This window comes from Floridaenema flaviceps BLCC-F50 (assembly GCF_041929275.2).
Lineage (GTDB): Bacteria > Cyanobacteriota > Cyanobacteriia > Cyanobacteriales > Aerosakkonemataceae > Floridanema > Floridanema flaviceps.
Genome location: NZ_JBHFNR020000001.1, coordinates 2,198,612 through 2,212,387 on the forward strand (window position 1 = coordinate 2,198,612; position 13,776 = coordinate 2,212,387).

Genomic DNA, 13,776 nt, shown 5'->3' on the forward strand with positions numbered 1-13,776 from the left:
GAATATTGAAGCCTTTCTCTAACTACATTGCCAATATGAACAGATAAAGACGTTTTATTAAAAGGCTATACGTAGATGCTTTACTATGAATACTTTACTCTATTCTCTGTAAAGATACGATGGTAAGTTTATTTGTTTACAATAAATTTACAAATTTTTCCGTTCACCTTGATAATTCCTTGATAAAAGACGAGTTCTATATTAAAAAACAACTAAAAGTTATATATTGACTATTTAGTACTATGGTTTATAAATTAGGAGAAGTCCTATTTTTTGGGAAATTTGGTTGAATTCTGCTAGAAGTCCCCTATAAAGTTTTGCCTTTGGGCAAAAATAATTGTTTTTGTTCCTGCCAAGTGTATCTACGATGGAAGAATTAATTGTTATCGTATTGATCGGCATTATTTGGATGATCAGTCCTGGGCGTTGGCGGAAAAGATTTCTGCTTCCCTTCTCTATGACGCTAGTGCTTTGTCTGGCAGTTACCTCGCCTTGGGGAGTAGATTTGGCAACTCAGGGATTGGTGGCAAACTTGCCAAAGGACACCGGAGAGCCTGTCCAAGCGATCGTAGTATTGGGGCGCGGGGATGAGTTGCGCCAACGACGGATCGAAAAGGTGGAAAAGCTCTGGCAACAGCAACGCTCATCTAGAGTCTTTGCCAGCGGGATGCTAGATGCTGAGTTCATGCTGGAACAGTTTGAGAAGAACGGGATTCCCAAAACAGCCTTGAGTGGAGAACGCTGCTCTCAATCCACCGAAGAAAATGCTCTGTTTACATCAGCAGTGCTGTACCCTCAGCAAGTGCAGAAAATTATCCTGATTACCGATAGTCCTCATATAATGCGATCGATGTTAGTGTTTCGGGCATCTGGATTTGATGTCATTCCTTATCCAATACCGCTCCCCAATCAGTGGTCTGCCCTTCGCAAATCACAGGTGCTACTGCGAGAATACTTAGGTCTACTTAAGTATTCCCTGACCGATCGCTTTCGGCAACGAACTGTGGAAGAACTGCGAACTCCTCCACCTGATGTAACTCAGAAGTTAGTTGAGTGGAATTGTAAATTGCCAATGGAGAATCGAACTTGAATCCGGGCTAAGGACGAAAGAGAAATATTTGTTCCCTGTTTCCTCTTCCTTCCCTCATCAATTTGTCCTGCTAGAGACAGATAGCCTAGTTTTTTCCTTTTCTCTGAGTATTAGATTCGAGATAGGCAAAGAGAGTGGCGCAAATATTGAATAAGTAAGTACTTAAGGCAATTTGCTTAAGCATTACTTTACAAAAAATCTCTTTGGTTTGAAGATTTAATAAAGATAGGCGCTTTAGCCAGCCAGATTTTTGATGAAGTAGATGAATAAACGTAAAATTGATGCAGAATCATTGCTGGAAAATCTAGTAAATAGTTAGAACGTTGATACAGTTTATAAATACAGAAGACCTATGATAATTGATGCTCGATCGCTACCACCCGATGAAGTTCTGGAAACGCAGGTTTGTATTGTTGGTGCTGGCCCAGCAGGAATAGCTATAGCCTTGGAGTTTGCTAACCAAAATTTCCAGGTTTGTTTGGTGGAAAGTGGTGGATTTGACTACGATCAAGAAACTCAATCTCTATTGGATGGAGTGGTCGTTGGCGATCCCTATCCCCGCTTGCATGAAGGTCGCCGTCGTCAGTTTGGCGGAGCCTCTCATTGGTGGGGAGCACCCAATAGTCACAAGGATGCGGGCTTTCGTTGTATCCCCCTCGATTCGATCGATTTTGAACAACGAGATTGGCTACCCTACAGTGGTTGGGCAATAAATAAAACTGATTTAGACCCCTATTATGAGCGGGCGCACCGACTTTGTAAGATTGGCCCTTACACCTACGAGCCAGAAGATTGGGAAGATAAACGAGCAGTGCGGTTGCCTTTTAAGAGCGATCGCATGACCACCCGAATCAGCCAGTTTGGTTCTAAGACTCCCTTCACCCAAGAGTATCGCGAAACAATTAAGCAATCAAAAAATATCACCACCCTGCTTTATGCCAATGTGGTGGAACTAGAAACTGACGAAAGTACGCAAACAGTAACTCGCCTCCGCATTGCTTGTTTATCTAATAAGCAAGTTTGGTTGAAGGCAAAAGTAGTAATTTTAGCCACCGGGGGATTGGAAAACGCCCGATTATTGTTAGCATCGAATCGGCAACAACCAGCAGGACTAGGCAACCAAAACGATCTGGTGGGTCGCTATTTTATGGATCGACCCATTCTCAGTGCTAAAATCATCCCCTCTAATCGCCAGCTGTTCGATCTTACTGCCCTGTACGACATCTACACCGTTAGAGGTGTGCCGATTATGGGGTGGGTGAAACTGACTGAGGAAGCGATCCGCCGGGAACGCTTACTGAACAACGGCGCACAACTATTTCCCAGACCACTAGCACATCAAAAAGAAGCTACCCAGGCTCTGCGATCGCTAATCTCATCCATTCGCGATGGCAAATCACTCCAGGATGTATCCAAACATCTGAGTGTAGCCCTAAAAGGAGCCGATTACATTGCTGCGGCAGGATTTTGGGCTGCGGTGAGAAAGTTGCCATCCTTGCAACGTGGTGATTGGTCTTATTTGCCTTACGAAAAACGGCGGTTCTCGGAATTTGAGATATTTTACCAAATGGAGCAAGCCCCCGACCCTAACAACCGGGTTATGCTTAGTTCAGAACGCGATCGCTTAGGTCAACCAAAAACCGAAGTTCATTGGCGCTTAAATCGCATTGATATTGACAATGCTAGACGAGTCCAAGAAATTTGGGCTCAAGAATTTGCCAAAGCTGGATACGGAGAGTTAGTGTTTTCCAAAGAAGGGGAACCGCTGAAATTTGAAAAAGAAGCAATGCACCATCACATGGGTACAACCCGGATGCACGTTAATCCTAAGCAAGGTGTGGTAGATGCGAACTGTCAGGTTCATGGTGTCCCGAATCTGTTCGTTGCCAGTTGCTCAGTCTTCCCGACAGCGGGCTATTCCAACCCAACTCTAACTATCCTAGCACTGTCCATCAGAGTGGCAGATCGTGTTAAGACATTGATGAACTGAGTTTAAAGGCATCCCGGAAAAAGATTTGGGGGCGATCGATCGAACTCTTTCACCGCGACTTGATGAAAGTACGGGCGATCGATCCATACTTAAGTAAATAAAAGTAACCCTCAAAAAATTTTTCCATTTCTCACAAGCCCGGTTTCTCCTTCTTACTCATCAGCCCAAATAGCAAGCGGGGTAAAGCTCAGCACATACTTAATAGCCCAAACCATTGCTTCTCTTAGCTTTTACCTTCTGACTTCTCCGAGTAATTGCCTGTTAGTTTACGCAACTGTAAAGATAATGTCAAGATTGTACAAAGATAATCCGTAGAATCGACATTACTTATGCCAATGTGATATTGTTTAATAGAGAGTAATAAATATTAACACCTAGTGCAATATTTGTAGTTAATTCAAACGAAAAAGCTCCGAAACAAGTTAGTTAAAAAGCAAACTACTGGATGGTAAAAATGGGACAGTTTAGCCATTACATTCTTACAAAGTTCAATGTTAGAAATTTCCCAGATCTTAGACCGGGCTGCGATCCAGCTTGGTTAGAAAGGAGATTTAAATTATTCGACCAATATTGTTTCCCATCTGTCTCCAATCAATCCAACCAAAACTTTCAATGGTTGGTTTTTTTTGATGTAGATACTCCTGAGCCATTCAAACAAAAGATTTCTGAATACGCTAACAAGTGGAAGAACTTCGTTCCGGTATACCTAGATTGCCCATTCCCTTATGGTCAATTTACTGATGAAGTAAGAGCAGTTGTTCGCAACTACATTCCTGCTGAGTGCGAATACCTAATCACAACCTGGCTAGATAATGATGATGCTATCCACAAAGATTATGTCCAGATGATTCAGGACAACTTCAATCAGCAAGAATGTGAGACTGTTAACTTCTTCTTTGGCTACCAACTGGCGGAAGGTAAGCTTTACTTTGATTTTGAACTGGCAAGTCACTTCATTAGCTTGATTGAAAAATACAATCCTGATTCATTCAATACAGTTCATAGTAGACCACACAAAGAATTATATGAAGTGTGTAAATCTGCGAAGAAAGTATTCTGTAAACCAGCCTGGATCGAAGTGGTTCATGGTACCAATTACATGAATCTTTATCGGAAAGGTTTTCGAGTGCCAACGGGAAAGATATTGGAGAATTTTTCCATCAAAGCTGAGCAGCCGAAAGATGGAGAAAAAACCATCCCGTTTTTGCTCGAACAAGCAAAAATTTCGATTTTCTTTCCTTATTACTTCCTGAGAAAAGTGTTTCTCCGAATCAAACATAAGCAACTCACTGAGTTAGCAATGAGTCGCTTCGCAGTGAAAAGTTATTAATGGGACTGGGGTAGGGGCGATTCATGAATCGCCCCTAGTATTGGGGAAGATTTTCCCCAATGAGAAAGGACAAACAACTAATGACAAATGGGAAAATTATGAAAATTCTGATTACTGGTGGGGCAGGTTTTATTGGCAAGTGGCTGATTGAAAAGATGCCATCGGATGTGGAAGTGGTGATCGTTGACTCTCTGGATGAACAAGTTCATCGGAGATCTAAGGATTTTGCACCTGAGTTGTTAGCTCGTGCTAAATGTATCAAAGCAGATGTTCAGGATATTGCGGAACACAAAGAGGCGATCGAAGGAACAGATGTAGTGATTCACTTGGCGGCGCAAACTGGCACAGGTCAATCAATGTATGAAATCAGTCGGTATGTACAACAGAATGCCAATGGGACTGCAAAGCTGTTAGAACTGATTTCCAGCCTAGAACACAAACCGCGCCGGATTGTAGTGTCCTCCAGTCGAGCAGTTTACGGGGATGGCGCTTACACTGATGGTGAATCGATTCTTTATTCTCAAGGGCGACGAGTAGAAGATTTGCAAAACGGGATTTGGGAAGTTTGCGGAGCTGATGGTCAGCCGTTAAAATCCCTGCCAATGCACGAAAGTCACCTGACTAAACCGACTTCTGTATATGGTTTGACAAAATTGTGGCAGGAGCAATTATTGCAAGTTTACTGTGAGAGTCAGGGGATTGATTTAGTAACTTTGAGATTTCAAAATGTGTATGGGCCGAAGCAAGAATTGGGCAATCCTTACACGGGAATTATTGGTATTTTTACCAATGCGATCGTCCAGGGAAACCGTCTAGAACTTTTTGAAGATGGTAAGGTAACGCGAGATTTCGTGTTTGTTGGCGATATCGCTGATGCAGTGCTCGAATGTGCTACCTACGAGAAACCCCTGAACGCGACCCTAAATGTTGGTAGCGGTGTAGCGGTAACTTTGATAGAGGTTGTAGAAACGATCGCCGAAGTAATTGGCAAAAAAGCAGAGTATACTATCTCTGGTCGGTTCAGAGTCGGAGATGTACGCCATGCGATCGCAGACATGGAACAGTACAAAACCACCTTGGGACACTGGACACCCACATCCCTGAAAGAGGGAATTTCTCAATACTTAAAGTGGTACTTGAATCAGGAACCATTGGAACAAGCTACTCTAGAAGCATCCCTGCGCGAAATGGAGCAAAAGGGTTTGTTGTTAGCCAAGAAATAACCTATCAGCCGTTGGTCATTAGTTATGGGTCATTTGCCAATGACCAATGACCAATGACCAATGACCAATGACCAACGACCAACAAATATGGACATTTTACATCTAAGTACATCTGATATTGATAACGGAGGGGCAAGGGCTGCCTATCGGCTGCACGATGGATTGCGATCGATCGGTTGCAACTCTAAAATGTTGGTACGCGCCAGATTCAGTTCCGATCCCACAGTCATACCTGAAGGATCGCCACTTACCAAGCTAAGTCCTCCTATATCGGGACTTCCGTTGCGGTTTTACCCAAAGTGCAACTCTTCAATGTTCTCCACACAGTGGTTTCCCGATGTTCTCGCCAAGAGAGTTAGTCAGTTCAATCCAGACATTGTTCATTTGCACTGGGTTTGTAACGGCTATCTCCGAATCGAAACAGTGGCTAAATTTAGTCAACCTCTGGTTTGGACTCTGCATGATATGTGGCCGTTCACTGGAGGATGTGACTATAACCGGGACTGTGAAAAATACAAAAAGTCTTGCGGTGAATGTCCGCAGTTAGAGAGTTCTCGATCGTCGGATCTCTCCCGTTGGGTGTGGAATCGTAAAGCTAAAGTCTGGCAAAATGCTAATTTGACCATTGTAGCAACAACTTCATGGATGGCTGATTGTGCCCGTTCTAGCTCATTATTCCAAAACAGAAGGATCGAAGTGATTCCTTTAGGATTGGATACTGAGAAATACAAACCAATTAATCGGCAAGTTGCGCGTGAATTACTGAATCTTCCCCAAGATAAACAACTAGTTCTCTTTGGAGCTATTAATTCTACATCAGATGCTAGAAAAGGATTTCAGTTTCTACTTCCGGCTTTGCAAAGACTTAGCGTCTCTGGTTGGAAAGATCAGATAGAACTTGTGGTTTTTGGTGCCTCGAAACCGGAAAAACCGATCGACTTAGGGTTTAACACTCATTACCTGGGGCGTGTTCATGATGATATTTCCCTGGCGTTGATCTATTCAGCCGCAGATGTAATGGTTGTGCCATCAGTACAAGAAGCCTTCGGTCAAACTGCTTCTGAGGCGTTTTCCTGTGGGACTCCAGTAGTTGCTTTTGATGGTACTGGATTGAAGGATATTGTTGACCATCAACAAAATGGCTATTTAGCAACTCCTTTTGAAGTGGAAGATTTAGCCAAAGGCATTGCTTGGGTACTCGAAGATGGGGAACGTCAACAAAAGTTACGCTTTGAGGCCAGACAAAAAAGTTTGCGAGAATTCGCTAAGGAAGTCCAAGCCCGCCGTTATCTCTCTCTATACGAAGAAATTAAGGGAGCATCAGCGTCAAAAGGCTTTGTTAAAAGTTCGTAATGTGAGAAAATATAGAACAATTAGGGGCATACGAGTTTAATTAAACTGGTTCACGTCACAAGCAGGAAAGAATCAATGAGGTATTTGTCACAGTTTCTATATGTTATCTCAGCTAAAAAATTTGAACTTATACTGCTACTAATTGCTTTCCTCACAGTTTCACTTATGGATGCTCTGGGGATTGGATTAGTTGGCCCATTTATGGGGTTGGCAACAAATCCGACGCTCATTTATAAAAATGTCTTTCTAGCCAACACCTACAGAGCTTTAGGATTAAAAAGTACCAGCCAGTTTATCGGGTTAATGGGACTAACAATCGTCGTCATTTTTTACTTAAAATCTTTCTTTTATTACCAAATTCAGCGCTATGTATTTCGATTTTGCTTTACACAACAGGTGAAGCTGCGTCTCCGACTTCTGCACACTTATCTATTCCTGCCCTATACGTTTCATCTAAAAACCAACTCCGCTAATTTGATTCAAAATATTATAAATGAATCCCAAAATTTTAGCTATTCAGTAGCAATTCCGCTGCTAGGTTCGATCTCGAATCTTTTTGTTTTGGTGGTTCTGGTTTTGTTACTGATGAAAACAGACTTTGCAGCTACCGTAACAGTAATCGGAATTCTATTAGGTACTTACCTACCATTCCACTTATTCCGGCACAAAATTGTTCGCTGGGGCAAGGAAGGCGTGGAAGCAAACACAGAAATGCTACGCATCGTGAATCACGCGATCGGAGGACTGAAGGAAACGCGAGTGATTGGCTGCGAGGAGTATTTTGAGAATCAGTTAAACAATCAGGTAAATCGGTTTGCCAAAGTCGCTACTCTGTTTCACGTATTTCAAATGTTGCCCAGAATCACCATCGAAGCTCTGTTAATCACCTTTGTGGTTGGTTTGGTTTCAGTTTCCCTGTTGTTTGAGCAACGTTCACAAGACTTGGTTTCGGTTTTAGGGATTTTTGCGATCGCTTCCATTCGCATCTTGCCTTCCGCAAGTCAATTAATGTCTAATATGGGCGTACTGCGAAACTTCAAGCCGACCTTGGATCGACTTTACATGGACTTGAAAGAAATTGAAAAGCCAGAAGCAATTAACTATTTGAAGATATCGCAGGGTTTTGTTCCCACTAAAGGGGTGAAGTTTGAGAGCCAAAAGTCTATCAAACCCATGCCAATGTCCTTTACGGAAAAAATCGTTATCGATCAAATTAATTACTCTTATCCCGAAGCTGCCTCAAAGTCACTCACAGATGTTTCTTTGACTCTGAAAAAAGGCGAATCGATCGCCTTAATTGGTAAGTCAGGCGCAGGAAAAACAACCCTGGTGGATGTTTTCTTAGGCTTGTTAATTCCGCAGTCAGGCGATATTCAAGTAGATGGCTTATCAGTATATAATTCTTTGCGTTCCTGGCAAAATTTGATCGGTTACATTCCCCAAACGATCTTTCTTACAGATGACACGATCGAACGAAACATTGCCTTTGGTGTTCCAGACGCTCAAATCGATCAGCAACGGTTGAATAACGCAATTCGATCGGCACAACTAGCAGATTTAATTGCCCAATTACCTGAAGGTACACAAACAATGGTTGGCGAACATGGCGTTCGTCTTTCGGGAGGACAGCGCCAGAGAATTGGCATTGCTCGTGCTTTGTATCATGAACGCGAAATTCTGGTTTTAGATGAAGCGACTTCTGCTCTAGACAACGAGACAGAAAACTTGATTAGCAAAGCTATTCAAGATTTGAGTGGCACTAAGACAATGATTATTATCGCTCACCGATTGACTACGGTTGAACATTGCGATCGCATTTACCAGATGGAGAAAGGCCAGGTTGTTAAGTGTGGCAGTTATCAAGAAGTTGTTTTGGCGCAGAACACCTAATTCCCGATCGGGGAACAAAAACTTTTAAGGTATGGCTTTTTGCCTTGGACTTATTACCGTTACTGGGAGATAAAGATCGGATTGTATCTTGGTTAGCTGTACCATTACTGATATATTTTAAGGAGAATTAAGAATGTCTGACAAAACTTCTCGTGTTGCTCTTTTCCTTGGGTTCTTCGGAGGAGGAGGAATTGAGCGTATTACAGCTAATCTCGCTCATGGTTTTGTTAAGTCAGGTATAAAAATTGATTTGTTGCATTATGACAGAGAAAGCCCTCATTTATGGCGTTTACCTTCTGAAACAAGAATCATACCTCTAAAGGCTTCAACTGTTTATCAAACTCTTCCTGGAATTGTTTCTTACTTAAGGCGGGAACCCCCTTCTGCTTTACTTTCAGCATCTCATTACATGAATGAAATATCTGTCCTAGCCAAAATTATCTCTGGTTCCCAGACAAGATTAATAGTAGCAGAGCATAACCAACTTTCTAAAACAGTTCGCAATGCAACTAAGCTCAAAGATCGCTTGAGTCCTCTTGCTTCACGTCTTCTCTACCCCTGGGCTGATGGTATTGTGGCTGTTTCAGATGGTGTTGCTAAAGACCTGGCTCAAATTTCTCATTTGCCTCTAGATAAAATTCAAACCATTTATAACCCAGTCATTACAAAAGAGATGTTAGCAAATGCAGCCGAGCCTGTAGATCATCCTTGGTTTACTGCAAAAAAATGTCCTGTTATCTTAGGCGTAGGCAAATTAGAAGCACAAAAAGATTTTCCCAACTTAATTCGTGCCTTTGCCAAGATTCGGGCTGTGCAGGAAGCGCGGCTGATTATTCTAGGTTGGGGACCAGACCGTCCAGAATTAGAAGCTCTAGTTAAAGAATTAAATTTAGAAGATGACGTAGATTTGCCCGGTTATGTACAAAACCCTTATGCTTATATGGCTAAAGCTTCAGTATTTGTCTTGTCATCGGCGTGGGAAGGTTTACCAACAGTCCTCATAGAAGCTATGGCATTGGGAACACCAGTTGTTTCTACTGACTGCGAGAGTGGCCCCTCAGAAATTTTGGCAGGTGGTAAGTATGGTCACTTAGTTCCTGTTAGTGATAGTAAAGCTCTTGCAGATGCCATTTTACAAGTTTTATCTGGTAATTCAAAGTCGGTTGATTCAAGTTGGCTGGCTCAGTATACCCTAGAAACAGCAACTCAAAAATATATGAGTATTTTAGGTGTGGCCAATAACTAATTTCACTTACTAAATTAGAGTGCAAGCTATATGATTACGAGAAATGATTTTCAAGCAAAATAGTTGGAGTCCACTTCCGTCTTAAAAGGAGATTACTAATGAACTTAGCTATATTGTTTTGGTTCTATAAAGAGCCGGAAATTTGCCAAAACCGTCTAGAACTAATTCGGAAATACAATCCTACAATTCCTATTTATGGATTGTATGGAGGAGATTTATCAACTGTAGAGCAGTACAAAGTATCATTGGGCGAATATCTTGATGATTTTTATGTTTTCACTGGAAACCAAGACTCACAATGGAAGTGGCTACAGGGAGATCTACTATTAACTGACTGGTATCTGAAGCGGGGTAAGAATTTAACTTGGGATACGGTAGTAGTAGTGCAATGGGATATGTTGGTATTTGGAGAAATTGAGAAACTGTTCTCAATGCTCAAAAAAGATGAAATTTTGCTCTCTGGGCTTAGACCTATTAAAGAAGTAGAAAAAGATTGGATGTGGGTAACTCCAAAAATCCCAGAGCATAGACAACAATATCTTACATTTTTAGAATATGTCCAGAAGACCTATAATTATAAGTTAGACCCATTAGGTTGTATATTTATTGTTATATGTTTACCAAAAATTTTTCTTGATAAATATTCAATAGTACAACAACCGGAGTTAGGATTTATTGAATATCGAATTCCTATGTACGCTCAAATATTTGGAATTCCTTTTTGCGAAAACCATCCTTTTAATGCTTGGTGGTTGGATTGTGATTCATTATACAATCACAACAAGCAGCCAATAAAAAGATTCCTTAATACGCTTCGGTCGAAATTCAATTCCCCTTCACTGTCTGCATCACGAACTAATGTTTCCCTAATATCTATATTTAGGCAGTTAAATTCTAAGAGGGGCGCTAGGATTTTTCATCCTTATCAACATTTAATTCCTTTGAGGAATGGACAATGGTTGGAAGCTTTTTTTAAAGAATTGAGAAGAGACTTAAATTGGTTAAATAAAAAATTTTCGAGATAATCAGATAAAATTTAAAGTTGGCCTTTTGGCCTGAGCTAATCGAGGTTATGAACCACACAGATCTTTGATTGTGTGATTCTATTAGATTGTGCTTTTAATCGCCAACGAAATTTATTTACTTTGGTGTAGTGTCAATACTGCTCGGGTTTTGGATTTTTTCCCTTTGGGCGGACGCGAGTGCGTGCCGTAGGCATCAGCAACCGGAGCAGAAAATCTAGGGTTTGAGTCATAAATTGTAGCCCGAATGCCTAGCCCCTACCCAAGACCCAAGGAGTATTGGGTGTAGTGTGATTTTTATTTAATTTTATTACATTAGGATCGACGCAAGTAAAGAGAACGAATTATAATTAAAAAATCGGAATGTCAAAGTTTTTTATATGAAATTAAATCCTATTGAAAAATTTTTCACGGCTAAAGATAAGCCTGCGTTTACAGTATTGGTTTATGCGATCGCTGTTCTCCTTGCCATAGTTCTACCAATTATACTTTGGCCGTTAAACCTATCATTTATATCCCGAACCTATGATGGCAGCGTTTCGGGTATGGTAGATACCGAGCCTTTTGAACTATTTGGTCTATTTATTTCAATTGTATTAATTGCTTTTACCTGGTCTAGACTGGGAATATCGAAGAGATTAAACTTAAATAGTTTTATTCTAGCCGTTTTGCCACTTCTTGTCAGCTTAAATCTTCTTTGGATATTAATCGATATATCATATCACAAAGCTAGCGATTACTTGTGTTACGAGAATGCGGCTCGCTCAATTTTAAATGAACTAAATCCTTATCTAGCAGAGCCAAGGTGTTATCTGTATCCACCTTTGCCAGCACAAGTACTTGCCTTTTTATACAAATTAGTTAACTCAACTAATTTGCTGCCAAAAGGAGATACATTAAAAGTTTGGAATACTGTTTTCTACTTATATCAATGTGGTCAGTTTTTTCAGATTATCCTGGCATATTATTTAACCTACCACCTGGCTCGAAGAATGGGCTTGAAAAATATTTTAGCCTCATTGATTGTATCGGGATTATTTCTGTTTAACGAGCCGCTCTTTAGAACGATAAAATTTGATCAGATTAATGTCTGGGTCTTAAACACTTTCCTCCTGGCGCTCCTGTTCCTCCGGTCTCGTCCCTTTGTTAGCGGTTTAGCAGTCGCCTTGGGCGCACATATCAAGCTGTATACTCTCGCTCTATTACTCCCTTGGAGTTTTATCAAGAGGCGGCGTGCTATTTTGGCGGTAGTTGTAGGATTTTTTGCTATTTCACTGATTCAGACTAATTGGGGGCAAGACTGGACTTTGTGGCAGCAATTTCTCATCTATTTCCAGAACCCCGAAAAACCCAATAACTACCGAAATAGTAGTATACGGAGCTTTGTTTACAATTTATTTAAGATACCTGCAACATTTATAGATAAGTCTTATTTTAATTTTGTTCCTACGATCGTAGCGGTCATAAACCTTTTGATTCTTGTTTGGTTTATTGTTAGGCTGATCGAGCGTGAGAGAGGCTATAGGCAGCTTAAGAAAGATAGTCTTTCTGGAAACGGACAACTACCGAATGATTTGTTTATACTTTATGGGCATTCGATCGATGCGATCGCCCTGGGGTTGCTCATTTCACCTTCAGTCTGGGAACATCACTACGTCATAGCGATTCCCCTTGCTCTATGGGCTCTTACAACAGGTCGCTGGGAGCGACGCAGGTTAGTTGGAGTTGGTACATTCTTGATTTTTTGCTTACCAACTTTTGATGTTTTTCCTTTAGGCCATTGTAGAATGGTTGGACTGTTGATTCTTATCTATGCAACTTCTCCCAACTTTGTTGGGCAATACTTTCTGCTGGAAAACAAGAGAAAGATTGATGGGTTAGGGTTAGTTGACTAAAGTTTCAAAGCAAAGGTTCACTGCTTCGCCAGTGCTTCATACAATAGATTTAGTCTGGACTACGCGCAACACTTATACAGCAGCGCTGTCCAAAGATCGGCTGGCTCGGAGTAGTACTCGATCGCTTCTACGCGATAGCGAATCCCCTGTTTTGTTATGATATAGTCTTTAACATTGATTCCTTTACCATAGCCAGTCATCTGTGCTCTTCTACCATCTATCTCTTCAAACTCATAATTCACACTCATCTTCTGTTTAGTGAAGTTATGAGTTCTGGGCTTAGGCGAAGATGGCAGGACTTGAGCAAAAAGTCTGTCGAAAAAATTTAAGTCGGTGACTTTATGTTCGGTTTTGCTTAGCATAATCATTGTTGGAATCCTTAAGGTAAATATTATTTGATATCTGAAAAATAACTTAGTAAACTTAGTAAGCCTTAACAGTTTGGGATAAAATACATTTTTTCAAAGCTTTACTGGAAGTTAACTATGTAACAAACTTAGCCAAACTTGATTAGGAAATTATCTACCCATTGACGGAGGTTTTGGAGCGAGCCGTTGTCTTTGGTGAACCGCAGATAGAGACTTGCTGGGTTGGATAAGAAACGGCTCTGTTGTAATTGCAATGGGAAACCCTAATGCAAGGGGCTGGGGGCTAGGCTTCCGTCTGGGACTTCGGCGAAGGCTCAGTCGAGCCGTCAGCCCAACGGGACTAGGGACTGGGATTTGTGATCGAGCAAA

General features: G+C 41.2%; 10 protein-coding genes. 9 read left to right on the top strand and 1 reads right to left on the bottom strand.

The genetic code is table 11. The features are described 5' to 3' along the window. Positions 1-367: 367 nt before the first annotated feature. From ACE1CI_RS10525 to ACE1CI_RS10565, 9 genes are all read left to right on the top strand, one after another. Positions 368-1,090: a YdcF family protein gene (locus ACE1CI_RS10525; protein ID WP_413264076.1), complete on the top strand. Its 723-nt coding sequence runs from the start codon at positions 368-370 to the stop codon at positions 1,088-1,090. 352 nt (positions 1,091-1,442) lie between these two features. Next, positions 1,443-3,080 carry a GMC oxidoreductase gene (locus tag ACE1CI_RS10530; RefSeq protein ID WP_413264077.1) on the top strand — a complete coding sequence of 546 codons (1,638 nt, stop codon included), beginning with the start codon at positions 1,443-1,445 and terminating at the stop codon, positions 3,078-3,080. 454 nt (positions 3,081-3,534) lie between these two features. Then, complete coding sequence (locus ACE1CI_RS10535; protein ID WP_413264078.1) at positions 3,535-4,410, top strand: glycosyltransferase; 876 nt, start codon at positions 3,535-3,537, stop codon at positions 4,408-4,410. A gap of 80 nt (positions 4,411-4,490) precedes the next feature. Further along, positions 4,491-5,633 (top strand): NAD-dependent epimerase/dehydratase family protein, encoded by a 1,143-nt coding sequence (locus ACE1CI_RS10540; RefSeq protein WP_496615390.1) that lies wholly within the window; start codon positions 4,491-4,493, stop codon positions 5,631-5,633. An 87-nt stretch (positions 5,634-5,720) separates the two neighbouring features. Next, a complete protein-coding gene (locus ACE1CI_RS10545; RefSeq protein WP_413264096.1) occupies positions 5,721-6,986 on the top strand; it encodes a glycosyltransferase family 4 protein in 1,266 nt (421 codons plus the stop codon). A gap of 585 nt (positions 6,987-7,571) precedes the next feature. Then, positions 7,572-8,876, top strand: a complete 1,305-nt coding sequence (locus ACE1CI_RS10550; RefSeq protein WP_496615391.1) for an ATP-binding cassette domain-containing protein — start codon at positions 7,572-7,574, stop codon at positions 8,874-8,876. Positions 8,877-9,009: 133 nt separating this feature from the next. Continuing rightward, positions 9,010-10,122, top strand: a complete 1,113-nt coding sequence (locus tag ACE1CI_RS10555; RefSeq protein WP_496615392.1) for a glycosyltransferase — start codon at positions 9,010-9,012, stop codon at positions 10,120-10,122. A 98-nt stretch (positions 10,123-10,220) separates the two neighbouring features. Beyond that, positions 10,221-11,147, top strand: coding sequence for a hypothetical protein (locus tag ACE1CI_RS10560; protein ID WP_413264082.1), 927 nt, complete (start codon positions 10,221-10,223; stop codon positions 11,145-11,147). A gap of 377 nt (positions 11,148-11,524) precedes the next feature. Continuing rightward, the gene (locus ACE1CI_RS10565) at positions 11,525-13,039 is read left to right on the top strand and encodes a glycosyltransferase family 87 protein (RefSeq protein WP_413264083.1); all 1,515 of its coding nucleotides are present in this window, start codon (positions 11,525-11,527) and stop codon (positions 13,037-13,039) included. A gap of 59 nt (positions 13,040-13,098) precedes the next feature. Here ACE1CI_RS10565 and ACE1CI_RS10570 read toward each other — a convergent pair whose 3' ends face one another. Then, positions 13,099-13,407, bottom strand: coding sequence for a hypothetical protein (locus ACE1CI_RS10570; RefSeq protein ID WP_413264084.1), 309 nt, complete (start codon positions 13,405-13,407; stop codon positions 13,099-13,101). Positions 13,408-13,776: the final 369 nt, after the last annotated feature.

Coding starts and splice junctions, on each gene's coding strand:
- ACE1CI_RS10550 (WP_496615391.1), top strand. CDS start 7,572: ATGAAAACAGACTTTGCAGCTACCGTAACAGTAATCGGAATTCTATTA.
- ACE1CI_RS10535 (WP_413264078.1), top strand. CDS start 3,535: ATGGGACAGTTTAGCCATTACATTCTTACAAAGTTCAATGTTAGAAAT.
- ACE1CI_RS10525 (WP_413264076.1), top strand. CDS start 368: ATGGAAGAATTAATTGTTATCGTATTGATCGGCATTATTTGGATGATC.
- ACE1CI_RS10530 (WP_413264077.1), top strand. CDS start 1,443: ATGATAATTGATGCTCGATCGCTACCACCCGATGAAGTTCTGGAAACG.
- ACE1CI_RS10540 (WP_496615390.1), top strand. CDS start 4,491: ATGACAAATGGGAAAATTATGAAAATTCTGATTACTGGTGGGGCAGGT.
- ACE1CI_RS10560 (WP_413264082.1), top strand. CDS start 10,221: ATGAACTTAGCTATATTGTTTTGGTTCTATAAAGAGCCGGAAATTTGC.
- ACE1CI_RS10565 (WP_413264083.1), top strand. CDS start 11,525: ATGAAATTAAATCCTATTGAAAAATTTTTCACGGCTAAAGATAAGCCT.
- ACE1CI_RS10555 (WP_496615392.1), top strand. CDS start 9,010: ATGTCTGACAAAACTTCTCGTGTTGCTCTTTTCCTTGGGTTCTTCGGA.
- ACE1CI_RS10570 (WP_413264084.1), bottom strand. CDS start 13,407: ATGATTATGCTAAGCAAAACCGAACATAAAGTCACCGACTTAAATTTT.
- ACE1CI_RS10545 (WP_413264096.1), top strand. CDS start 5,721: ATGGACATTTTACATCTAAGTACATCTGATATTGATAACGGAGGGGCA.